This is a genomic window from Streptomyces sp. Xyl84 (assembly GCF_059731885.1).
The window spans coordinates 2,092,777-2,114,830 of record NZ_AP029182.1; the positions used below are offsets into that span (position 1 = coordinate 2,092,777).

A 22,054-nucleotide genomic window follows, 5' to 3' on the forward strand; every position below is an offset into this window, starting at 1 on the left:
CCGGGCCGGGGAACCGGGTGCGGGCGGGAGCCCGTGGAGGGGGGAGGCGCTGAGCGCGGGGCCCGGGAGGGCCCCTACAGCCCCACGATCTTGTTCCAGCGCTTGGCGAACTCCACCCGTTCCGTGGAGGTGATGTCCCGGGCGACGGCCAGGCGGCGGCGCATGGTGGCGTCCGGGAAGATCAGCGGGTTCTCGGCCAGCGCGGCCGTCTCCTCGTCGTCGGAGGCGGCCAGCACCTCCTTCGCCGCCGGGACCGGGCAGACGTAGTTCACCCAGGAGGCCAGTGCGGCGGCGGCCTCGGGCTCGCAGTAGTAGTCGATCAGGCGCTCGGCGCTCGCCTTGTGGGCGGCCCGGTCGGGGATCATCAGGGAGTCCGACCACAGCTCGGCGCCCTCCTCGGGCACGACGAAGCGGATGTCGGGGTTGTCCGCCTGGAGCTGGATCACGTCGCCCGAGTAGGCCTGGCAGGCCAGGACGTCGCCGCTGACCAGGTCCTTGGTGTAGTCGTTGCCGGTGAAGCGGCGGATCTGGCCGCGGGCGACCTGCCGCTCCACCTGGTCGCAGACGCGGTGGAAGTCGTCCGCCGTCCACTTCCTGATGTCGACCCCTTCCCCCTGCATCAGCAGGGCGAAGGACTCGTCCAGGCCGGACAGCAGCGTCACCCTGCCCTTGAGGTCGCTCGCCCACAGGTCGGCGACGCGGTGGATGTCGCGGCCGAGGCGGCGGCGGTCGTAGGCGATGCCGGTGATGCCCGACTGGTAGGGCACGGTGAACCGGCGCCCGGGGTCGAAGGCGGGCGAGCGCAGCAGCGGGTCGAGGTGGCGGGCGACGTTCGGCTGCCGGGCGCGGTCCATCTCCTGCACCCAGCCCAGGCGCACGAAGCGGGCGCACATCCAGTCACTGATGACGATGAGGTCCCGGCCCGGTTCCTGATGGTTCATCAGCGACGGGCTGATCTTGCCGAAGAACTCGTCGTTGTCGTTGATCTCCTCCGAGTACGCCACGGAGATCCCGGTGCGTTTCTCGAAGGCCTCCAGCGTGGGCCGCCGGTTCGGGTTCTTGTCGTCGGTGTCGATGTAGAGCGGCCAGTTCGACCAGGCCAGCCGCTTGTCGGCGGCCGACAGGTCCGGGACGGAGCGGTCGCCCGCAGCGACGTACGCGGCGGGCACCCCGCATCCGGCGAGCGCGCCGAGCGCGGCGGTGGAGCCGAGCGCGCGCAGCAGGTAACGGCGGGAGGCGGCGGGCGGGATGCGCGGCGGGGTGCGGGGCGTCAGCGGAGTCCGGGGCATCCCCGCAGCATGCCGCCCGCGACCGCCCCGGACAATCGACGCTCCGTCGAGCGCGGCGGGGCTGCCCGGACACCTTGTCGACCACGGCCCACCGCCCCTTGCCCGCAAGGCCGTTGAACACCGGGGGCCGCGCGCCGGGCGGCCGCGAAAAGAACGCCGGACGGCCGCGGGCGGAGCACCGGACGGCCGCGAAAAGAACGCCGGACGGCCGCGGGCGGAGCACCGGACGGCCGCGGGCGGAGCACCGGACGGCCGCGAAAAGAACGCCGGACGGCCGCGGGCGGAGCACCGGACGGCCGCGGGCGGAGCACCGTAGGGCTGCGGGAGCACCGCGCGGTCGCGGAAAGGCGCCGGGTGTCCGCGGACGTGCCGCGGCCCCGGACGGTCCGTCCGCCGTCCGGGGCCGCGGTTGCTGCCGGGGCGTGCGCGAGTCAGCCGTCCAGCGAGGTCATGACGTGCTTGATGCGCGTGTAGTCCTCGAAGCCGTACGCCGACAGGTCCTTGCCGTAGCCGGACTTCTTGAAACCGCCGTGCGGCATCTCGGCGACCAGCGGGATGTGGGTGTTGATCCACACGCAGCCGAAGTCGAGCTTCTTGGACATCCGCATGGCGCGGGAGTGGTCCTTGGTCCACACCGAGGAGGCCAGCGCGTACTCGACGCCGTTGGCCCACTCGACGGCCTGGTCCTCGTCGGTGAAGGACTGCACGGTGATGACCGGGCCGAAGACCTCCTTCTGGATGATCTCGTCGTCCTGCTTGAGGCCGGAGACGACGGTCGGGGCGTAGAAGTAGCCCTTGTCGCCGACCTGGTGACCGCCGGCCTCAACCTTGGCGTGGGCGGGCAGCCGCTCGATGAAGCCGGCGACCTGCTTGAGCTGGTTGGGGTTGTTCAGCGGGCCGTACAGGACGTCCTCGTCGTCGGGCTGCCCGGTCTTCGTGTCCTCGGCGGCCTTGGCGAGCGCGGAGACGAACGCGTCGTGGATCGACTCGTGGACCAGGACACGGGTGGCGGCCGTGCAGTCCTGGCCGGCGTTGAAGTAGCCGGCCATGGCGATGTCCCCGACGGCCTTGTCGATGTCGGTGTCCTCGAAGACCACGACCGGGGCCTTGCCGCCCAGCTCCAGGTGGACCCGCTTGAGGTCCTTGGAGGCGGACTCGGCGACCGACATGCCGGCGCGGACGGAGCCGGTGATGGAGGCCATCGCGGGGGTCTCGTGCTCGACCATGAGGCGGCCGGTGTCGCGGTCGCCGCAGATGACGTTGAAGACGCCCTTGGGCAGGACCGAACCGATGATGTCGGCGATCAGGACGGTGGAGGCCGGGGTGGTGTCCGACGGCTTGAGGACGACCGTGTTGCCGGCCGCGAGCGCGGGGGCGAACTTCCACACGGCCATCATCATCGGGTAGTTCCACGGCGCGACCTGGGCGCAGACGCCGATCGGCTCACGGCGGACGATCGAGGTCAGACCCTCCATGTACTCGCCGGCCGAGCGGCCCTCGAGCATCCGGGCCGCACCCGCGAAGAAGCGGATCTGGTCGACCATGGGCGGGATCTCCTCGGAGCGGGTCAGCCCGACGGGCTTGCCCGTGTTCTCCACCTCCGCCGCGATCAGCTCCTCGGCGCGCTCCTCGAAGGCGTCCGCGATCTTCAGCAGGGCCTTCTGCCGCTCGGCCGGGGTGGTGTCGCGCCAGGCGGGGAAGGCCGCGGCGGCCGCGGCCATGGCGGCGTCGACGTCCGCCGGACCGGACAGCGGCGCGGTCGCGTACGCCTCGCCGGTCGCGGGGTTGACCACCTCGGTGGTCCGTCCGTCGGCGGCGTCCCGGAACTCACCGTCGATGTAGTTGCGCAGACGACGCAGCTCGGTGCTCACTGCCGGCCCTCCTGGTGGGGTTCAAGGTGTCCAATCACTGAGACACCCACCCTAGTCGCCCGGCCGACGTTTTCAACACCCCCACTGCCACCACTTCTGCGAAATCCGCAAGACTCGACCCCGCAAACAACGAATTTCATCGGTTCGGGGTTGCGGAACTGTCGAGACGTCGTGCACAGTGAGGACGTGGCCAGTCGAAGCGCAGACCAGAAGGACTCGCCCCGCGAGTCCCGCAACGGGAACGGCACCCCCCAGCTCGACGCCGTCTCCCTCGCCATCATCCAGCAGCTCCAGGAGGACGGCCGCCGGCCCTACGCGGCGATCGGCAAGGCCGTCGGCCTCTCCGAGGCGGCCGTGCGCCAGCGCGTGCAGAAGCTGCTGGACCAGGGCGTCATGCAGATCGTCGCCGTCACGGACCCGCTCACCGTGGGCTTCCGCCGGCAGGCGATGGTCGGTGTGAACGTCGAGGGCGATGTCGAGGCCATCGCGGACGCGCTGACTGACATGTCGGAAGTCGAGTACGTGGTGATGACCGCGGGCTCGTTCGACATCCTCGCGGAGATCGTCTGCGAGGACGACGACCACCTGCTGGACGTCATCAACAAACGCATCCGGGCCCTGCCCGGGGTGCGCTCCACCGAGAGCTTCGTCTACCTCAAGCTCAAGAAGCAGACCTACATGTGGGGAACCCGATAACCGTGAGCAAGGACCTCAGCCGAACCGCGTACGACCACCTGTGGATGCACTTCACCCGCATGTCCTCGTACGAGAACGCCCCCGTGCCGACCATCGTGCGCGGCGAGGGCACCTACATCTACGACGACCAGGGCAAGCGCTACCTCGACGGCCTCGCGGGCCTGTTCGTGGTCCAGGCCGGCCACGGCCGCACCGAGCTGGCCGAGACCGCCTTCAAGCAGGCGCAGGAACTGGCCTTCTTCCCGGTCTGGTCGTACGCCCACCCCAAGGCCGTGGAGCTGGCCGAGCGGCTGGCCGACTACGCGCCGGGCGACCTGAACAAGGTCTTCTTCACCACCGGCGGCGGCGAGGCCGTCGAGACGGCCTGGAAGCTCGCCAAGCAGTACTTCAAGCTCACCGGCAAGCCGATGAAGCACAAGGTCATCTCGCGCGCGGTCGCCTACCACGGCACCCCGCAGGGCGCCCTGTCCATCACCGGCCTGCCGGGTCTGAAGGCCCCCTTCGAGCCGCTGGTCCCGGGCGCGCACAAGGTCCCGAACACCAACATCTACCGCGCCCCGATCTTCGGCGACGACCCCGAGGCCTTCGGCCGCTGGGCCGCCGACCAGATCGAGCAGCAGATCCTCTTCGAGGGCCCCGAGACGGTCGCGGCCGTCTTCCTGGAGCCGGTGCAGAACGCCGGCGGCTGCTTCCCGCCGCCGCCCGGGTACTTCCAGCGGGTGCGCGAGATCTGCGACCAGTACGACGTGCTGCTCGTCTCCGACGAGGTCATCTGCGCCTTCGGCCGCCTGGGCACCATGTTCGCCTGCGACAAGTTCGGCTACGTCCCGGACATGATCACCTGCGCCAAGGGCATGACCTCGGGCTACTCCCCGATCGGCGCCTGCATCATCTCCGACCGCCTGGCCGAGCCGTTCTACAAGGGCGACAACACCTTCCTGCACGGCTACACCTTCGGCGGCCACCCGGTCTCCGCCGCGGTCGGCCTGGCCAACCTCGACCTGTTCGAGCGCGAGGGCCTCAACCAGCACGTCCTGGACAACGAGGGCGCCTTCCTGTCCACGCTGCAGAAGCTGCACGACCTGCCGATCGTCGGCGACGTCCGCGGCAACGGCTTCTTCTACGGCATCGAGCTGGTCAAGGACAAGAACACCAAGGAGTCCTTCAACGACGAGGAGACCGAGCGCGTCCTGTACGGCTTCCTCTCCAAGGCGCTCTACGACAACGGCCTGTACTGCCGTGCCGACGACCGCGGCGACCCGGTCGTCCAGCTCGCCCCGCCGCTGATCTCCAACCAGGAGACGTTCGACGAGATCGAGCAGATCCTGCGCGCGGTGCTGACGGAGGCATGGACCAAGCTGTGACCCCGCCGGGGTGAGCGAACCACGGCGCACACCTCCGATCAGATGATCATCACCGGCCCCGGAGCCGTCCGTTCGAGTGGGAAACGGCGGCCCGGGGCCGTGTGCTGTCCGGCCACCCGGCCCCGGCTGCCTAGCGTGACGTGACCGATCGGCTCCGCCTTCGTTCCCCCGTACGAGGGATTCGTACGGAGAACGGGCACGAGGGATCCCCGGACCCGCACGGCACCCCGCGCGGCATTCCTGATCCGAACCGAGGTGTACGCCATGGTGGCCCCGCCGGACAACGACGTGCTCTGGGCACGCGCCCTGCACTACACCCACAAGGACGGCTCGCCCGCCCTGAGCGGAGTCTCGCTCGGCGTCGGGCAGGGCGAGATCCTCGCCGTCGCCGGACCGAGCGGCAGCGGCAAGACCACCCTGCTGCGCTGCCTGTCGGGCATGGTGCGGGTCCGCGAGGGCGAGGTCTGGTTCAACAGCGCCCCCGTGCACACGCTCGGCGCACTCGCCCGCGAGCGGCTGCGCCGCGACCGGTTCGGCTGGATCGACCCCGCCCCCGTCCTGGTACCGGAACTGAACGCCTGGGAGAACACGGCCCTGCCGCTCATGCTGCGCGGCACCGGCCGGCGCCGGGCCAAGGTGGCCGCCCTGGAGTGGCTGGAGCGCCTGGACGTCGGAGAGCTGGCCCGCAAGCGCCCGCACCAGCTGCGCCAGGCCGAACGGCAGCGGGTCTGCATCGCCCGGGCGCTGGCCCCCGCGCCCACCGTGCTCTTCGCCGACGAGCCGACCGCGCCGCTGCACCGCGCCGACCGCGCCCACGTGCTGCGCACCCTCACCACGGCCGCCCGCTCGCACGGCATCACCGTCCTGCTGGCCACCCACGACGCTCCGACCGCGGCCCTCGCCGACCGCACGGTGGCCCTCCAGGACGGGCGGTGCGTGAAGACCGTGCAGCTGCCCCCGGCGGGTGACGCGACGGAAGGCCGGGCCGCGTGCTCGCTCTCCGTCTGACCCGCCTCGCCCACCCCGCCGTGCAGCTGCGCCGCCTGACGGTGGCCGCCGCCTCGGCGGGTACCGGCTTCCTGCTGCTGTGCAGCCTGGCCTACGGCCTCGGCCACCCGCACGACCCCGGCGCCGCGCTGCTGCGGCTGTCCTGGTGCGCGGTGCCGCTGGCCGCCACCGTGTACCTGACGGTCGCCGTGGCCCGCACCGACCCGGCCACCCGGCCCCGCACGGCACTGTCCGCGCTCGGCCTGGGCCCCGGCCGCCTGATGGCCGTCTCGGCCGCCACGACCGCCCTGGCCGGCACGGCCGGTTCCCTCCTCGCGCTGCTGCTCTTCCTGCACCTGCGCGGCGGACTCACCGGACTGCCGTTCGACGGCGCCGCCTCCGGGGCCCTCGCCGCGCGCGAGCGGCTGCCGGTGCCGGGAGCGCTGACGCTGCTCGCGATCGTCCCGGCCCTGGCCTCGGCCGCCGTGGCCTGGTCCCTGCGTCCGCGCGAGCCCCGCCCGGCCGCCCGCGCCGCCGCGCCCGCCCCGCAGGACGGGGACGCCCCCGCCGACGCCGGCACCGCCGACGAGGGCACCGGCGGCCCCGGCACCGGGACCGCCCCGGAGGACACCGACCCGCACCGCCCCCTCCCGCCCCGCCGGCCCCCCGCCGGCCTGCCCTGGGGGATCGCCGTACTGGCCGTCGGCCTCACCGTCGAGGCCTACGCGGGCCGCTCCCCCGCCTCCCGCACGGCCCTGCCGGGCCACCTCGCCGCCGACTCCGCGCCGGTCCTGGCGGGCTGGCTGCTCACCGCCCTCGGCCTGGCCCTGGCCGGCCCCGGCCTCACCCACCTGTGCGGCCGCCTCCTCCAGGCGGTGCGCCCGGGCGCCGTACGCCTGCTGGCGGGCCGGGTGCTGATGGAGGAGGCGGGCCGGATCGGCCGCCCGCTGGGCGTCGTCTGCGCGGTGGCCTCCGGCGCGTACGCCGCGGTCGCTCTGTCCGGCGGCGCGGCACCGGACCCCGGCCCCCTCACCGCCCTGGGCGGTCTCCTGGTGGCCGGCTGCGCCGTGGCCGCGCTGCTCACCGCCGCGGTGGAGGCCCGGCAGTCCCGGTCCGCGACCATCGCCGCCCTGCGCCGGCTCGGCGCCCCGGCCACCACGCTGCGGTCCGCCGCGGCCCTGCGCGCCGGCGCCCTGCTGGCCCTGTTCGTGCCGCTGACCCTGGTGATCGCCGCTCTCGCCGCGCTGCCGCTGGCGCGCTGAAACAGCCGTACGAAAAAAAGATCCCCGGCAGCCGATGAGTTCCGCGCGGATCCCCGGTCCACCCCACCGAACAGCACGAACGGCGGCACCGCAGAGGGAGAGACCCACCATGTCGAACAGCTACCAGCAGATGATCTTCGTGAACCTGGCGACCGAGGACGTGGCCGCGTCGAAGAAGTTCTTCACCGAACTCGGCTACACCATCAACCCGCAGTTCTCCACCGACGACTGCGCCTGCGTCGTCATCAGCGACACGATCATCGCGATGCTCCTCGGCAAGAAGCGCTACGCGGACTTCACCGAGAAGGAGATCGCGGACTCCACCCGCACCAGCGAGGTGCTGATCTGTCTGAGCGCCGAGAGCCGCGAGAAGGTCGACGAGCTGGTCGGCAAGGCGGTCGCCGCGGGCGGCACGGCGACCGGCCGGACCCAGGACTACGGCCACATGTACGGCCGCGCCTTCGACGACCTCGACGGCCACACCTGGGAGGTCATGTGGATGGACCCGGCGGCGGTACAGGGCTGAGCCCCGGAAAGCCGCGGGCCACGCGGCGCCGCCCCCCGGGCCCGCTCCACCCGCACGTCCGCCCCAACCGGCCGGCCGGGACGCACGGCCGTCCCGCCCGCCGGCCGGGACGCTCGGCGGCACCGCCCGGTGCGGCGGCGCGCACGACAGGGCGCCGCCCGCCGCCCACGGCGCCGGCCGGCCGGTGGGGGGAACCGGCCGGCCGGTCCGCGCCCTTCGGGCGGCGGGTGGCCGGCCGCCCTGGGCGGTGCCCGCCGCGGCGCTGCCTAGCATGGGCGGGTGCATCCGATATCCGACCCGCCGCACGGCGGTTCCCCCGACCGTGAGATCGAGTCCCTCGCCGAGTTCGACGAAGTCGTCCTGGCGCACGGCTCCCTGGCCCGGTTCCGCGTCCAGTCCGTCGACCTGACGGACCGCAGCGACGTCCTCGTCTCCGTCGACACGGCCGGCGCCGTCTTCCTCGGCTGCGCCATGGCCCCGGACGCCGCCGCGAAGGTGCGCGCCGCCGGGGCCCTGGTCTTCCCGCCCGTACCGCACCTGCCCTTCGACCCGTACCGGGGCTTCGTCTACACCCCCGGCGAACTGTTCGAGGGACTCGCGGAGTCGGGCTACGAGGCGACTCCCGACGCCCGCGCCTACGCCTGGTTCCAGCGGACGAAGGCCGACGGGGACATCCACGCCTCCATGCTGCGGGCGATCCACGACGACGCCGTCTCCGACGCGCTCGACGAACTCCTCACCGGCGCACGGGTGGTGGGCGTCATGGGCGGGCACGCGATGGAGCGCGGCACGCAGGAGTACGCGGGGGCGGCGCGCCTGGGACGCGCGCTGGCCCGCGACGGCTTCACGGTGGCCACCGGCGGCGGCCCCGGCGCGATGGAGGCGGCGAACCTCGGCGCCTACGCCGCGCCCTTCGACGACGCGATGCTGCACGAGGCGCTGCGCCTGCTCGGCAAGACCCCGTCGTTCCGGCCGTCGGTCACCGAGTGGGCGCGCGCCGCCTTCGAGGTGCGCGACCGCTGGCCGGACGGCGGCGCGTCGGTCGGCATACCCACCTGGTTCTACGGACACGAGCCGCCCAGCCCGTTCGCGGCGCACATCGCCAAGTACTTCGCCAACGCCACCCGCGAGGACGGCCTGCTGGCCCGCTCCACCGCGGGAGTGGTCTTCCTGCCGGGTGCCGCGGGCACCGTCCAGGAGATCTTCGACAACGCCACCCCGAACTACTACGGGTCGCGGGGCGAGCCCGCCCCGATGGTGCTCGTGGACCGCGTGCACTGGACGGAGCGGCTGCCGGCGTGGCCGTTGCTGCGCTCGCTCGCGCGAGGCCGCCCGATGGAGCACCGCATCGCCCTGGTGGACCGCATCGAGGAGGCTCCCGGGGCGCTGAGGCGGCTCGGCGGACGGTGAACGGGCGAGGCCGGCGGCCCGGGCACCGCGGCGCCCCCGGCCGGCGGCGGAGCGCTCTTCCACGGGCCGCGCCGCCGGGACACCGCCGGGCGGGCCGCCGTCGCGGTCAGCCCAGCACCACGGTGTCGGCCGGGTCGAACACCACGCCCGTCTCGTCCCCGACCTCGGGGGCCGACCGCAGGGGGCAGGCCGCCTCCAGCCGGGGCGCGTCGGGCGGCTGAAGGCGGACGGTGACGTGGGTGCCCCTGAAGGTGCGGGCGACCACCGTGCAGCGCAGGCCCTCGCCGGCCGGGACGAGACGGACACCGGCGGGCCGTACGAGGACGTCACGGGCGCCCTGCGGGGCGTTCGCGGGCACCGGCACCTTGCCCCACGGCGTGAGCGCCACCTCGCCGTCGACCTTCGCCTCCACGACGTTCTCGAAACCGAGGAAGCGTGCCACGAAGGCGTCGGCGGGGCGCTGCCACACCTGAAGCGGCGTACCGGACTGGGCGATCCGGCCCTCCCGCATCACGACGACCCGGTCGGCCAGCGCGAACGCCTCCCCCTGGTCGTGGGTGACGGCGAGGACCGTGGTGCCCAACCGCCCGAACAGCTCCCGCAGTTCGACGACGAGGCGTTCGCGCAGGGAACGGTCGAGCTGGCCGAGCGGCTCGTCCAGCATGAGCAGCCGCGGCCGGGGCGCGAGGGCGCGGGCGAGCGCGACACGCTGCTGCTCACCACCGGACAGGGCGGCCACGGCACGCGCTCCCGCACCCGGAAGGCCGACGAGTTCGAGCAGTTCGGCCACCCGCTCGGCCCGTTCCCGCCGGCTCGCGCCGCGCATCCGCAGCCCGAAGCCGACGTTCCCGGCCACGTCCCGCTGCGGGAAGAGCTGGTGGTCCTGGAACATCAGGCCGACCTCACGGCGGTGCACCGCGACCCCCGCCTGGTCCCGCCCGTCGAGCAGCACCCGGCCGCGGTCCAGCGGCTGGAGCCCGGCCACCGTCCGCAGCAGCGTCGACTTGCCGCTGCCGCTGGGGCCGAGCACGCAGACGATCTCGTGTTCGGCGACCGCGAGGTCGACCGCGTCGAGCACGGGCCGCCCGGCGAAGCGGACGGTGGCGTCCTGAAGGCTCAGCAGCATCAGAACTCCCCCGTCCGGTCGGTGCCGCGCAGTCTCTCCAGTACCAGCAGCGCCACCGCGCACACCACCATGAGGATCGTCGACAGGGCCATCGCCTGGCCGTAGTTGAGGTCGCCGGGCCGGGCGAGCAGACGGGCCACGGCCACCGGCAGGGTCGGGTTGTCGGGACGCGCGATGAACACGGTCGCCCCGAACTCCCCGAGGGAGACCGCGAAGGCGAACCCGGCGGCGACCAGCAGCGCCCGCCGCACCAGCGGCAGGTCCACCTCCCGCCACACCCGCCACGGCGACGCCCCGAGCACGGCCGCCGCCTCCCGCAGCCGTACGTCCACCGCGCGCAGCACGGGCAGCATGGTCCGTACCACGAAGGGCACGCCGACCAGGGCCTGCGCGAGGGGCACCAGGAACCAGGACTGTCTGAGGTCCAGCGGCGGCTTGTCCAGGGCGATCAGGAAACCGAAGCCGACGGTCACCGCCGACACCCCGAGCGGCAGCATCAGCAGCGCGTCGAAGCCGCGCACGATCCGGCCGGCGTCGCGGCGGGTGAGCGCGGCGGCGGCCAGCGAGCCGATGACGACGGCGACGGCGGTCGCGGCGGCCGCGTAGGACAGGGAGGCGCCGACGGCGTGGATCGGCGCGACCAGGAAGGTGCCGCCGTCGGGGTCGGTCAGCGCACGGTAGTAGCCGAACCCGGGCGCGGTGAGCGAGCGCCGCACCAGCACGGCCAGCGGCAGCAGCAGGAGCACGGCGACGACGGCGACGACCGCGGCCAGCAGCGTCCACTGCCCGGCGCCGCGCGGACGGCGGGCGGTTCGGGAGGCGTCCACCAGTTTCAGCGCGCTCTCCCGGCGCCGTACCGTCCACGCGTGCACGGCGAGGATCGCGCCCACCGCGAGGAACTGCACGAGGGTGAGGACCGCGGCCGTGGTGAGGTCGAACATCTGCGAGGTCTGCCGGTAGATCTCCACTTCGAGGGTGGAGAAGCCGGGGCCGCCGAGGATCTGCACCACGCCGAAGGAGGTGAAGGTGAAGAGGAAGACCATGAGCGCGGCGGCGGCGACCGCGGGGGCCAGGGCGGGCAGGGTGACCTTGCGCCAGGCGGTCAGCGGGGAGGCGCCGAGCATCCGCGCGGCCTCCTCCTGGCGCGGGTCGAGCTGGGCCCACAGACCGCCCACGGTCCGTACGACGACGGCGTAGTTGAAGAAGACGTGCGCGAGGAGGATCGCCCACACGGTGGTGTCCAGCCGCACCCCCCACAGCTCGTCGAGCAGTCCCCCGCGCCCGAGGAGCGCGAGGAAGGCGGTGCCCACGACGACCGTGGGCAGCACGAACGGCACGGTGACCACCGCCCGCAGGAGGTGGCGGCCGGGGAAGTCGTAGCGGGCGAGGACGTAGGCGCCGGGCAGCGCGATCAGCAGGGTGAGCGCGGTGGAGGCGAGCGCCTGCCAGGTGGTGAACCACAGCACGTGCAGGATGTCGGAGCGGCCCAGCACCTGCGTGAACTGCCCCCACTGCCAGGAGCCGCCGGCGTGCAGTCCGCGCCGCACGATCGCGGTCACCGGGTAGGCGAAGAACAGCGCGAAGAACGCGACGGGCACGGCCATCAGGCCGAGCCGCGCCGCGTTCCCCGCACGCCTGCGCCGGACACGTGCCGTGTCAGGCCCTACTTCACTACGAGCGAGGACCACGTCTTGACCCACTGGTCACGGTTGGCGGCGATCTTGCCGGGGGCCATGGTCTGCGGGTCCTCGGCCTGCGGACCGTACTGCGCGAACACCGCCGGCACCGCGGCCGTCTCGCGCACCGGGTAGACGAACATGTTCAGCGGCATGTCCTCCTGGAACTCCTCGCTGATCAGGAAGTCGAGGAACGCCTTGCCGCCCTTGGTGTTCCGCGCGTTGGCGAGCAGGCCGGCGTACTCGACCTGGCGGAAGCAGGTGCCGTCCACGACGCCGGTCGGCGCGGTCTTCGGCTTCGGGTCGGCGTAGACGACCTCGGCGGGCGGCGAGGAGGCGTAGGAGACGACGAGCGGCCGGTCGCCCTTGGCCTTCTTCCCGCCGGCGGAACCGGAGAACTCCTGGTTGTAGGCCTGCTCCCAGCCGTCGACGACCTTGACGCCGTTGTCCTTGAGCTTCTTCCAGTACGCCTGCCAGCCCTCGTCCCCGTACTTGGCGGCGGTGCCGAGCAGGAAACCGAGGCCGGGCGAGGAGGTCGCCGCGTCCTCGGTGACGAGGAGGTTCTTGTACTGCGGCTTCAGCAGGTCGTCGAAGGAGGCCGGCGGCGCCAGCTTGCGGTCGGCGAAGTACTTCTTGTCGTAGTTGACGCAGATGTCGCCGGTGTCGACGGGCGTGACGCGGTGCCGGGCCTGGTCGACCCGGTACCGGCTGACGACCATGCCGGAGTCCTTCGGCTCGTACGACTGGAAGAGGCCGTTGTCGAGCGCGCGGGACAGCAGCGTGTTGTCGACGCCGAAGAAGACGTCGCCCTGCGGGTTGTCCTTGGTGAGGATGGCCTTGTTGACGGCCTGTCCGGCGTCGCCGTCCTTGAGGATCCGCACCTTGTACCCGGTGCGCTTCTCGAAGTCCGCGATGACGCTCTTGGACGCGGCCCACGAGTCGTGGCTGACCACGGTCACGGTCTTGGTGTCCGCCGCCTTGTCACCGGACGACCCGCACGCGGACAGCGTGACCAGGCCGAGTCCGACGGCCGCGGCGACGAACGTCTTGTGGTGCACTGGATTTTCCTCCTGGATGGTGGCCAGGAAGAGACGCGGCCCCGCCCGGGTTCCGCGCGGGACGCCCGGGCAGGGCGCAACAGCTCGAGTGATGACCGAACTTCCTACCCAGAATGACCTGGGCGAGGTTCAGAGGGTCTGCGGCCGGTGCCGCACTCTCAGCGCTGTGGCGCTCCCCTGTCGGAATATGAAGATGTCGGAACGTGAAGCGGTGTACGGGCTCAGCGTACCGTCCGGCCGCCGCCGGGCCACCGGCCGGTGGCCGGCGACCGGGCGCGGCTGCCTCACGGCGGCCGTCCGTCCGCCCGGCGCGAGGGTCTCTCGTCGGCCGTCCGTCCGGCGCGGCTACCGCTCGGTGGCGGCGAGCTGGCCGCAGGCGCCGTCGATCTCCTGGCCACGGGTGTCCCGGACGGTGACGGGCACACCGTGCGCCGCGATCGCCTCGACGAACGCCTTCTCGTCCTCGGGCCGCGAGGCGGTCCACTTGGAGCCCGGCGTCGGGTTGAGCGGGATGAGGTTGACGTGCACCGGCTTGCCCTTGAGCAGACGGCCGAGCCGGTCGCCGCGCCACGCCTGGTCGTTGATGTCCCGGATCAGCGCGTACTCGATGGACAGCCGGCGCCCGGAGCGGGCGGTGTACTCGAACCCGGCGTCCAGCACCTCCCGCACCTTCCACCGCGTGTTCACGGGCACGAGGGTGTCGCGCAGTTCGTCGTCGGGCGCGTGCAGGGAGATGGCGAGGCGGCACTTGAAGCCCTCGTCGGCGAACCGGTGGATCGCCGGGACCAGGCCCACCGTGGAGACGGTGATCCCGCGCTGGGACAGGCCGAGCCCGTCCGGCTCGGGGGCGGTCAGCGCGCGGATGGCGCCGACCACGCGGTTGTAGTTGGCCAGCGGCTCGCCCATGCCCATGAACACGATGTTGGACAGCCGGGCCGGGCCGCCCGGAACCTCGCCGTCGCGCAGGGCCCGCATGCCGTCGACGATCTGGTGCACGATCTCGGCGGTCGACAGGTTCCGGTCGAGTCCGGCCTGTCCGGTGGCGCAGAACGGGCAGTTCATCCCGCATCCGGCCTGGGAGCTGATGCACATGGTGACCCGGTCCGGGTAGCGCATCAGCACGGACTCGACGAGCGTCCCGTCGAACAGCCGCCACAGCGTCTTGCGGGTGGTGCCCTCATCGGTCGCCAGATGCCGCACGACCGTCATCAGCTCCGGGAGCAGCGCCTCACGCAGTCTGGCGCGCGAGCCGGCCGGAATGTCCGTCCACTGCTCGGGGTCGTGCGCGTACCGCGCGAAGTAGTGCTGCGAGAGTTGCTTGGCGCGGAACGGCTTCTCGCCGATCGCGGCGACGGCCTCCTTGCGCTCGGCGGGCGAGAGATCGGCAAGGTGCCGCGGCGGCTTCTTGGCTCCGCGCGGGGCGACGAAAGTGAGTTCTCCGGGCTTGGGCATGGTGGTACCAGTGTCGCAGATCCAATCGGGTGACCACGGGCAGCGGCTGTCTGCGGCTGCCGTCGGCGACGGTCACCGGTTGCCGGTGACGGCGGCGGCCCCCCGGCGCGGGCCCGCCGGCCGGGAGGGATGCCGCCGCCGGTCACTCGCAGTGCTGTGCCGGGGAAGGCCACTTTCCCCCGGCGAACTGCAGGCCCCAGTAGTAGGGGTTCACCTCGGCGAGGGTGCGCGCCTCCCAGCCGGTCGGGTCGTCTCCCCGCGGGACGGCGACTTCGACGGACGGCCCCCAGAGCGCGAGCCGTTCCTGGCAGACGCCGCAGGGCGGCAGGATCAGGACCCTGCCGCGCTCCGGGTCACGGCAGACGCAGACGGAGGCGGTGACGGTCCGGTCCTGGGTGTAGGCCTGGATGAACGCCCCGGTCTCCTGGCACAGCGCGACGGACCCGTTCAGGTTGTCGAGGCCGACGCTGGTCAGGATGCCGCCGTCGGCGAGCCGCACGGCGCTGCCCCGCCGGGTTCCCCGACGGGCCAGCGCCGGTCCATGAGTTCCACTGCCGCGTCCACGAGCGTCTGGTCGAGTTTCATGCGCCGGAGTCTGTCACAGCCGTGATTTCGTCCCAGGCGAGCCCGACGGCCCGGATCCGCTGCGAGCCCGACGGCCCGGATCCGCTGCGAGCCTGACGGCCCGGACACGGGCGATCCTGACGGGCCGGACTCGCGTCGGCCTGACGGCCCGGACACGGGCCATCCTGACGGCCGGACTCCCGTCGGCCTGACGGCCCGAAGACGGCCCGGTGAGTCGACGCAGGCCCCCGGTCCGCGCCGAACGCACGGGCAGGCACGCCGGAAGCGGGCGGGATCCGTGGTCAGGAGAAGATGGCGACGATACCGAAGACCCACGAGGCGTAGGCCTTCGTCCGGTGCCAGCCGCCGCAGTAGCGGCGCGGTCTGCGGCGCCCGCCCTGGTCGATGAGTGCCTCGCACCACCGGCACGGCAGATCGCCGTGGTAGGTGCCGTCCTTCTCGAGTCGTCCCCGCCCCATGGGACGGAACTCCAACGGCCGGGCCCCCGCAAGTGGGGCCCGGCCGCCGCAAAGATCCTCTCGGGCCTCGCGGGCCCGGCCGCACCGGTCAGGAGGAGCCGACGAACAGGACCATCAGGAGCCAGACCACGGGGGCGGTCGGCAGCAGGGAGTCCAGGCGGTCCATGATGCCGCCGTGACCGGGCAGCAGGGTCCCCATGTCCTTGATGCCCAGGTCCCGCTTGATCATGGACTCGCCGAGGTCGCCGAGGGTGGCGCTGGCGGCCACCGCGAGGCCGAGGAACAGGCCCTGCCACCAGGCCCCGTCGTCGATCAGGAACTGCATGCACAGGGCGCCGGCCGCCATGGCGAAGGCGACCGCCCCCACCAGACCCTCGCGGGTCTTGCCGGGGCTGATGCGCGGGGCGAGCTTGTGCCGGCCGAAGCGCCAGCCGACGGCGTAGGCGCCAGTGTCGCTGACCACGGTGAGGATGAGGAAGGTCAGGACCCGGTACGGCCCGTCGGCCGCGGTGAGCAGCATCGCCACGAACGTGGCCAGGAACGGCACGTAGAACGCGGCGAAGACGCCCGCCGTGACGTCCTTGAGGTAGCCCTCCGGCGGCTGGGTCATCCGCCAGACCAGGACCGCGAGCGCCGTCAGCGCCATCGCTACCCAGGCGCCCTCGGCGTCCCGGACGTATCCGGCGACCACCATCGCGGCGCCGCCGACCGCGAGCGGCACCAGCGGTGCCTTGATGTCCTTGCGCTCCTGCAGCCGGGAGGTCAGCTCCCACAGGCCGACCACGACCGCGACCGCGATGACGCCCACGAAGACGGCCTTGACGACGAACAGCGACGCGATGATCACCACGCCGAGACCGAGACCGACGCCTATGGCGGCGCCCAGATCCCGTCCCGCGCTCTTCTTCTGCGGTGCCTGCGGGGCGGGCGCCGGCTGCGGGGCGTCGGGCATGGGCTCCGGATTCTGCGGCGCCGTCCCGTGGGCGGGCGGCGTCCGCGGCGTGTCGTAGGGCCGCGGCTGCGGCGCCTCGTACGGCTGCGGATGCGACTGCGGCATGTCGTACGACTGCGGGTGCGCCCGCGGCTGCGGACGCGCGGGGTCCCGCGGCTGCGGCTGCGCGGGGTCCTGCGGCTGGGGCCCCGCAAGGCCGTGGGGCTGCGGCCGGGGCGGCTCGTCACGGAACGGGGAGCCGCCGGTGTACGCGGCCCCCCGGTCGTCCTCCTGGTTTCCGCCGTGGGGGGGCACCTCGGGCACGATGGGCATGGGGCGGGTCTGCTGGGCGCCCGGCGCATCGTACGCGGGGCCCGCGGGGGTCGTGCCCGGGACGGGTCCCTGGGCGGGTGACCCCTCGGCGGGCCCCCAGTACCCGGCTTGCTGCGGCGCTCCCCAGGAAGAGTCGTTCATCAGACCTCGAGCAGCTCCGCTTCCTTGTGCTTGAGCAGCTCGTCCACCTGCGCGACGTACTTCGCGGTGGTGTCGTCGAGCTCCTTCTCCGCACGACGGCCCTCGTCCTCGCCGACCTCGCCGTCCTTGATCAGCTTGTCGATGGCGTCCTTGGCCTTGCGGCGCACCGAACGGATGGACACCTTGGCGTCCTCGCCCTTGCCCTTGGCCACCTTGATGTACTCGCGGCGGCGCTCCTCGGTCAGCTCGGGGAACACCACACGGATGATGTTGCCGTCGTTGCTCGGGTTGACGCCCAGGTCGGAGTCGCGGATCGCCTGCTCGATGTTGCGCAGCGCGCTCTTGTCGAACGGGGTCACGACGGCCATGCGCGGCTCCGGCACGGAGAACGAGGCCAGCTGGTTGATCGGCGTCGGCGCACCGTAGTAGTCGGCCACGATCTTGTTGAACATCGCCGGGTGCGCACGGCCGGTGCGGATCGCGGCGAAGTCCTCCTTGGCGACCACGACGGCCTTCTCCATCTTCTCCTCGGCCTCGAGGAGGGTCTCTTCGATCACCACTTGCTCCTGCGTGTCTTGAGTAGGCCCGGCTGCGGTTCCCGGTCGGGGCCGCCGGCCGGCTGCGTCGCGTCTTCTTCCTGCACGGTTCCCGACCGGCAGGACATTGTCCATCCCCCGGTCCGGGTCCGTCCCGCCCGTCCCCCGGACAGGTGGCTTCCCGGTGGCCGGCGGCCCCGGGGGGTGCCGGTCAGCTCCGGCCGGCCTGGTCACCCACAAGCGTGCCGATCTTCTCACCCTTGACGGCGCGGGCGATGTTGCCCTCCTTCAGGAGTTCGAAGACGACGATGGGCAGCCGGTTGTCGCGGCACAGCGTGATCGCCGTGGCGTCGGCGACCTTCAGGTCGCGGGTGATGACCTCGCCGTACCCGAGGGAGTCGAACTTCACGGCGTCCGGGTTGGCCTTCGGGTCGGAGTCGTACACCCCGTCCACGCCGTTCTTGCCCATGAGCAGCGCCTCGGCGTCGATCTCCAGGGCGCGCTGGGCGGCGGTGGTGTCGGTGGAGAAGTACGGCATGCCCATACCGGCGCCGAAGATGACCACGCGCCCCTTCTCCAGGTGGCGCACGGCGCGCAGCGGGATGTACGGCTCGGCGACCTGGCCCATGGTGATGGCGGTCTGGACCCGGCTGTCGATGCCTTCCTTCTCCAGGAAGTCCTGCAGGGCGAGGCAGTTCATCACGGTGCCGAGCATGCCCATGTAGTCCGAGCGGGCGCGGTCCATGCCGCGCTGCTGGAGTTCGGCGCCGCGGAAGAAGTTGCCGCCGCCGATCACGACCGCGATCTGCGCGCCGTCCTGGACGACGGCCGCGATCTCACGGGCGATGGCGTGCACCACGTCCGGGTCGACGCCCAGGCCCCCGCCGCCGGAGAAGGCTTCTCCGGACAGCTTCAGCAGAAACCGGCCGGTCACTTTGCCGTCGTCGCTCTTCTGGGCCTTGGTGGTCATGAGATCCCGCCTCTTTTACGTGGTACACATGCGAAGAAGGCCATTGCCGGTGGGGCGTTCGCATCCCATGCAGCGGCAATGGCCTCCTCGTCAGATCTGCTGTCGTCCGTCACGCGCGGCCGCGTGCCTGCATACGCGCGCGACGTGGACGACTGCTGTCGACCCTATCCGGGTCGAGCGTCCGTCGCGGTACGGACTTGAGACTCAGATGCCGACCTTGATGCGCGTGAAGCGCTTCAGGGTGACACCGGCCTCGTCCAGGACCTTCTGGACGGACTTCTTGTTGTCCAGGGCGTAGGGCTGGCCGAGCAGCGTGGCGTCCTTGAAGAAGCCGTTCAGACGACCCTCGACGATCTTGGTGATCGCGGCCTCGGGCTTGCCCTCGGCGCGGGTGGTCTCCTCGGCGATGCGGCGCTCGGACTCGACGACCTCGGCCGGCACGTCCTCCTTGGAGAGGTACTTCGGCGCGAAGGCGGCGATGTGCTGGGCGACGCCCTTGGCGACCTCGGCGTTCGGCTTGTCCAGCTCGACGAGGACACCGATCTGCGGGGGCAGGTCGGGCATCGTGCGGTGCATGTACGCGGTCACGAAACCGTCGGAGAACTGCGCGAAGCGGTCCAGGACGATCTTCTCGCCGAGGTTGGCGTTGGCCTCGTCCACGAACGCCTGGACGGTCTTGCCGGCCTCGATCTCGGAGGCGAGCAGGGCGTCCAGGTCGGCCGGGGAGGTCTTGGCGACGTGCTCGGCGATGGCGTTGGCCACGGCCTGGAACTTCTCGCCCTTGGCGACGAAGTCCGTCTCGCACTTCAGCTCGACGAGAACACCGGAGGAGTTGTCGTCGGCGAGGATCGAGACCACGGCACCGTTCTCGGCGGAACGGCCCTCGCGCTTGGCGACGCCCTTCTGGCCCTTGATGCGCAGCGCCTCGACGGCCTTCTCGACGTTGCCCTCGGCCTCGTCCAGCGCCTTCTTGCAGTCCATCATGCCGGCGCCCGTGAGCTCACGGAGCTTCTTGACGTCGGCGGCGGTGTAGTTCGCCATGAGTCTGTGAATCTTTCTCGAAGTCTGGAAGATCGGAGATCAGGGGGTCTGCGGGCCCCGCCGCCGGTGGAGCGGGGGTGGGGCCCGCTGACACGCCGCTGAGCTACGGGTGAACGGCGGGAGCGGACTTCATGCGCCGCTCCCGCCGTCAACACGGACGCTGACGGGTCAGGCCTGCTGCTCGCCCTCGGCGGCCGGGGCCTCGGCGGCAGCGGGAGCCTCGGCGGCCGGAGCCTCCGCAGCCTCGGCCTCGGGGGCCTCGGCGGCCGGAGCCTCGGCCGGCTTCTCGGCCTCGTCGGCCTTCTTCTCGCCCTCGAGCAGGTCGCGCTCCCACTCGGCGAGCGGCTCGCCCGCGGCCTTCTCGCCCTTGTCACCGGTGGCGACGCGCGAGCGGCTGATGAGGCCCTCGGCGACGGCGTCGGCGATCACGCGGGTGAGCAGGGTGACGGAGCGGATCGCGTCGTCGTTGCCCGGGATCTTGTAGTCGACCTCGTCGGGGTCGCAGTTGGTGTCGAGGATCGCGACGACCGGGATGTTGAGCTTGCGCGCCTCACCGACGGCGATGTGCTCCTTCTTGGTGTCCACGATCCAGACGGCGCTGGGCACCTTCTGCATCTCGCGGATACCGCCGAGGGTCTTCTCCAGCTTGGCCTTCTCGCGGGAGAGGACCAGCAGCTCCTTCTTGGTGAGGCCGGAGGCGGCCACGTCCTCGAAGTCGATCTGCTCGAGCTCCTTCAGGCGCTGCAGGCGCTTGTAGACGGTCGAGAAGTTGGTGAGCATGCCGCCCAGCCAGCGCTGGTTGACGTAGGGCATGCCGACGCGGGTGGCCTGCTCGGCGATGGCCTCCTGCGCCTGCTTCTTCGTGCCGACGAACATGACCGTGCCGCCGTGGGCGACGGTCTCCTTGACGAACTCGTAGGCGCGGTCGATGTACGACAGCGACTGGAGCAGGTCGATGATGTAGATGCCGTTGCGCTCGGTGAAGATGAAGCGCTTCATCTTCGGGTTCCAGCGACGGGTCTGGTGACCGAAGTGGACGCCGCTCTCCAGCAGCTCCCGCATCGTGACGACGGCCATGGCCGTACTCTCCTTGAGTTTCTCGGTTGTGCCGCGGGTGCCGGACGGCTCCCGCGCCTGACGCCCGCTGCGCGCCGTGCCACGAAGGACCGAGGGGCGCTGACACCGACCGTTGCCGGTCTGTGCGTCGGGGCGTGCGAAGTCGACCCGGTGACCCGGGTCGCCACCAGAAGTGTACGGGACCCGGAAGGTGCCGGGTGACGCCGCTGTCCACAACCGGTGAGTTGTCCACAGCCTCCGGCCGGCCCGGGCGGGGTGCGGGAGCGTGGACGCATGTCTCGGATGCGTGCGATGCGATGGATGGACGGGTGGATGCGGGGGCGGGCGGGCCGGTGGACGAGCGGGTGGCTCGGGCTGCTTCTGGCGGTCGCCGCGGGTCTGCCGGTGCCGGCCTCGGCCCCGGCGTGGGCGGTCAGGGCTCGACCGGCGGCGTGGGCGGGCGGGGCCGGGCCGGCTCCCCCGGCGGACCGGGCCGCCTCGGCACCGGCGGGAAGCGGGCCGGTCCCGGCCGCGGACCGGCGACGGGCGGCGGGAAGCGCGTCCGTACCGGCGGTCGGCCGGGCGTGGCCGGTGGGGGTGCGCCCGGCGGTCCTGCGGGGCTGGGAGCCGCCGGCGACGCCGTACGGCCCCGGGCACCGGGGCGTGGACCTGAGTGCGGCGCCGGGCGCCCCGGTGCGGGCGGTGGCGGCCGGACGCGTGTCCTTCGCGGGGGCCGTGGCAGGACGGGGCGTGGTGTCGGTGGAGCTGTCGGGGACGGGCGCCCCGCCGCTGCGGACGACGTACGAACCGGTGCGGGCGTCGGTGACGGAAGGCACCCGGGTGTCACCCGGCCAGGTCATCGGCACCGTGGAGGCCTCGGGGCCGGGCTCCCACTGCGCGAGCGGCTGCCTGCACTGGGGCCTGCTGCGAGGCGAGACCTACCTGAACCCCCTGCTCCTGCTGCCTCCCTGGCTGCTGAACCCCGGCCCGCCGCGCCTGCTCCCCGTCCTGGGCGTGCCCCCGCCGGCATAGCCGGGAGCGCGCGGGGACGGGGCTGAGGGTGGGAGCGGAGGGGGGCGTGGCGTGCCGAGGGGGGCGGCACGGCGCGAGGGGCGGGACGGCGCGAGGGGTACGGCTCGTCGGGCACGGCTCGTCGGGCGATACGGCGCGGGGGACGGCACGGCGCGAGGGGCACCGAGCGACGCAGACGGGGCGGGGCGGGGGCGGGGGCGGGGGCGGGGGGAAGGATAGGGACCGGGGGACGGAGAGGCTGAGGCCGGGGGGCG

20 protein-coding genes are annotated in these 22,054 nt (G+C 72.4%); 7 read left to right on the plus strand and 13 right to left on the minus strand.

Features of this window, described 5'->3' with window-relative positions; translation table 11 throughout:
- Positions 1 to 74: 74 nt before the first annotated feature.
- Complete coding sequence (locus AC6I72_RS08825) at positions 75 to 1,289, minus strand: polyamine ABC transporter substrate-binding protein (protein WP_498000304.1); 1,215 nt, start codon at positions 1,287 to 1,289, stop codon at positions 75 to 77.
- Positions 1,290 to 1,720: 431 nt separating this feature from the next.
- Complete coding sequence (locus AC6I72_RS08830; protein ID WP_498000305.1) at positions 1,721 to 3,160, minus strand: gamma-aminobutyraldehyde dehydrogenase; 1,440 nt, start codon at positions 3,158 to 3,160, stop codon at positions 1,721 to 1,723.
- Between the two features lie 171 nt (positions 3,161 to 3,331).
- Here AC6I72_RS08830 and AC6I72_RS08835 point away from each other — a divergent pair, with 171 nt between their 5' ends.
- From AC6I72_RS08835 to AC6I72_RS08860, 6 genes are all read left to right on the plus strand, one after another.
- The gene (locus tag AC6I72_RS08835) at positions 3,332 to 3,856 is read left to right on the plus strand and encodes an Lrp/AsnC family transcriptional regulator (RefSeq protein WP_037863977.1); all 525 of its coding nucleotides are present in this window, start codon (positions 3,332 to 3,334) and stop codon (positions 3,854 to 3,856) included.
- Positions 3,841 to 5,220, plus strand: coding sequence for an aspartate aminotransferase family protein (locus tag AC6I72_RS08840; protein ID WP_037863979.1), 1,380 nt, complete (start codon positions 3,841 to 3,843; stop codon positions 5,218 to 5,220). Before AC6I72_RS08835 ends, AC6I72_RS08840 begins: the two co-directional genes overlap by 16 nt.
- A gap of 264 nt (positions 5,221 to 5,484) precedes the next feature.
- Positions 5,485 to 6,228, plus strand: a complete 744-nt coding sequence (locus AC6I72_RS08845; RefSeq protein ID WP_498000306.1) for an ABC transporter ATP-binding protein — start codon at positions 5,485 to 5,487, stop codon at positions 6,226 to 6,228.
- Entirely contained in the window at positions 6,210 to 7,469 is a 1,260-nt protein-coding gene (locus tag AC6I72_RS08850; protein ID WP_498000307.1) for a hypothetical protein, read from the plus strand. Before AC6I72_RS08845 ends, AC6I72_RS08850 begins: the two co-directional genes overlap by 19 nt.
- A 109-nt stretch (positions 7,470 to 7,578) precedes the next feature.
- Positions 7,579 to 7,995, plus strand: coding sequence for a VOC family protein (locus AC6I72_RS08855; RefSeq protein ID WP_498000308.1), 417 nt, complete (start codon positions 7,579 to 7,581; stop codon positions 7,993 to 7,995).
- Between the two features lie 279 nt (positions 7,996 to 8,274).
- Positions 8,275 to 9,405 (plus strand): LOG family protein, encoded by a 1,131-nt coding sequence (locus AC6I72_RS08860; protein WP_498000309.1) that lies wholly within the window; start codon positions 8,275 to 8,277, stop codon positions 9,403 to 9,405.
- A gap of 106 nt (positions 9,406 to 9,511) precedes the next feature.
- Here AC6I72_RS08860 and AC6I72_RS08865 read toward each other — a convergent pair whose 3' ends face one another.
- The 11 genes from AC6I72_RS08865 to rpsB form a co-directional block, all read right to left on the minus strand.
- A complete protein-coding gene (locus AC6I72_RS08865; protein ID WP_498000310.1) occupies positions 9,512 to 10,531 on the minus strand; it encodes an ABC transporter ATP-binding protein in 1,020 nt (339 codons plus the stop codon).
- Positions 10,531 to 12,219 (minus strand): ABC transporter permease, encoded by a 1,689-nt coding sequence (locus AC6I72_RS08870; RefSeq protein WP_498000311.1) that lies wholly within the window; start codon positions 12,217 to 12,219, stop codon positions 10,531 to 10,533. The genes AC6I72_RS08865 and AC6I72_RS08870 overlap by 1 nt, the downstream gene beginning before the upstream one ends.
- Positions 12,195 to 13,265, minus strand: a complete 1,071-nt coding sequence (locus AC6I72_RS08875; RefSeq protein WP_498000312.1) for a thiamine ABC transporter substrate-binding protein — start codon at positions 13,263 to 13,265, stop codon at positions 12,195 to 12,197. The genes AC6I72_RS08870 and AC6I72_RS08875 overlap by 25 nt, the downstream gene beginning before the upstream one ends.
- Before the next feature lie 345 nt (positions 13,266 to 13,610).
- Complete coding sequence (gene rlmN, locus AC6I72_RS08880; RefSeq protein ID WP_498000313.1) at positions 13,611 to 14,717, minus strand: dual-specificity RNA methyltransferase RlmN; 1,107 nt, start codon at positions 14,715 to 14,717, stop codon at positions 13,611 to 13,613.
- A 142-nt stretch (positions 14,718 to 14,859) separates the two neighbouring features.
- The gene (locus AC6I72_RS08885) at positions 14,860 to 15,216 is read right to left on the minus strand and encodes a cytidine deaminase (protein ID WP_498000314.1); all 357 of its coding nucleotides are present in this window, start codon (positions 15,214 to 15,216) and stop codon (positions 14,860 to 14,862) included.
- Between the two features lie 367 nt (positions 15,217 to 15,583).
- Positions 15,584 to 15,760: a hypothetical protein gene (locus tag AC6I72_RS08890; RefSeq protein WP_498000315.1), complete on the minus strand. Its 177-nt coding sequence runs from the start codon at positions 15,758 to 15,760 to the stop codon at positions 15,584 to 15,586.
- Between the two features lie 88 nt (positions 15,761 to 15,848).
- Positions 15,849 to 17,165, minus strand: coding sequence for a phosphatidate cytidylyltransferase (locus AC6I72_RS08895; RefSeq protein ID WP_498000316.1), 1,317 nt, complete (start codon positions 17,163 to 17,165; stop codon positions 15,849 to 15,851).
- Complete coding sequence (frr, locus tag AC6I72_RS08900; RefSeq protein WP_014675285.1) at positions 17,165 to 17,722, minus strand: ribosome recycling factor; 558 nt, start codon at positions 17,720 to 17,722, stop codon at positions 17,165 to 17,167. The genes AC6I72_RS08895 and frr overlap by 1 nt, the downstream gene beginning before the upstream one ends.
- Positions 17,723 to 17,912: 190 nt before the next feature.
- On the minus strand, positions 17,913 to 18,671 hold the full coding sequence (gene pyrH, locus AC6I72_RS08905; RefSeq protein ID WP_360974950.1) for a UMP kinase: 759 nt from the start codon (positions 18,669 to 18,671) through the stop codon (positions 17,913 to 17,915).
- A 204-nt stretch (positions 18,672 to 18,875) separates the two neighbouring features.
- A complete protein-coding gene (tsf, locus tag AC6I72_RS08910) occupies positions 18,876 to 19,712 on the minus strand; it encodes a translation elongation factor Ts (protein WP_498000317.1) in 837 nt (278 codons plus the stop codon).
- Between the two features lie 168 nt (positions 19,713 to 19,880).
- A complete protein-coding gene (gene rpsB, locus AC6I72_RS08915; RefSeq protein ID WP_498000318.1) occupies positions 19,881 to 20,789 on the minus strand; it encodes a 30S ribosomal protein S2 in 909 nt (302 codons plus the stop codon).
- 300 nt (positions 20,790 to 21,089) lie between these two features.
- On the opposite strand from rpsB, the gene AC6I72_RS08920 reads away from it, so the two are divergent.
- Entirely contained in the window at positions 21,090 to 21,800 is a 711-nt protein-coding gene (locus tag AC6I72_RS08920; RefSeq protein ID WP_498004628.1) for a murein hydrolase activator EnvC family protein, read from the plus strand.
- The last annotated feature ends 254 nt before the right edge of the window (positions 21,801 to 22,054 follow it).

What these genes read in the sequence shown, in the direction of transcription:
- rlmN (WP_498000313.1), bottom strand. Translation starts at nt 14,717, where the DNA reads ATGCCCAAGCCCGGAGAACTCACTTTCGTCGCCCCGCGCGGAGCCAAG.
- pyrH (WP_360974950.1), bottom strand. Translation starts at nt 18,671, where the DNA reads ATGACCACCAAGGCCCAGAAGAGCGACGACGGCAAAGTGACCGGCCGG.
- AC6I72_RS08865 (WP_498000310.1), bottom strand. Translation starts at nt 10,531, where the DNA reads ATGCTGCTGAGCCTTCAGGACGCCACCGTCCGCTTCGCCGGGCGGCCC.
- AC6I72_RS08855 (WP_498000308.1), top strand. Translation starts at nt 7,579, where the DNA reads ATGTCGAACAGCTACCAGCAGATGATCTTCGTGAACCTGGCGACCGAG.
- rpsB (WP_498000318.1), bottom strand. Translation starts at nt 20,789, where the DNA reads ATGGCCGTCGTCACGATGCGGGAGCTGCTGGAGAGCGGCGTCCACTTC.
- AC6I72_RS08895 (WP_498000316.1), bottom strand. Translation starts at nt 17,165, where the DNA reads ATGAACGACTCTTCCTGGGGAGCGCCGCAGCAAGCCGGGTACTGGGGG.
- AC6I72_RS08890 (WP_498000315.1), bottom strand. Translation starts at nt 15,760, where the DNA reads ATGGGGCGGGGACGACTCGAGAAGGACGGCACCTACCACGGCGATCTG.
- AC6I72_RS08845 (WP_498000306.1), top strand. Translation starts at nt 5,485, where the DNA reads ATGGTGGCCCCGCCGGACAACGACGTGCTCTGGGCACGCGCCCTGCAC.
- tsf (WP_498000317.1), bottom strand. Translation starts at nt 19,712, where the DNA reads ATGGCGAACTACACCGCCGCCGACGTCAAGAAGCTCCGTGAGCTCACG.
- AC6I72_RS08920 (WP_498004628.1), top strand. Translation starts at nt 21,090, where the DNA reads ATGGACGGGTGGATGCGGGGGCGGGCGGGCCGGTGGACGAGCGGGTGG.
- AC6I72_RS08825 (WP_498000304.1), bottom strand. Translation starts at nt 1,289, where the DNA reads ATGCCCCGGACTCCGCTGACGCCCCGCACCCCGCCGCGCATCCCGCCC.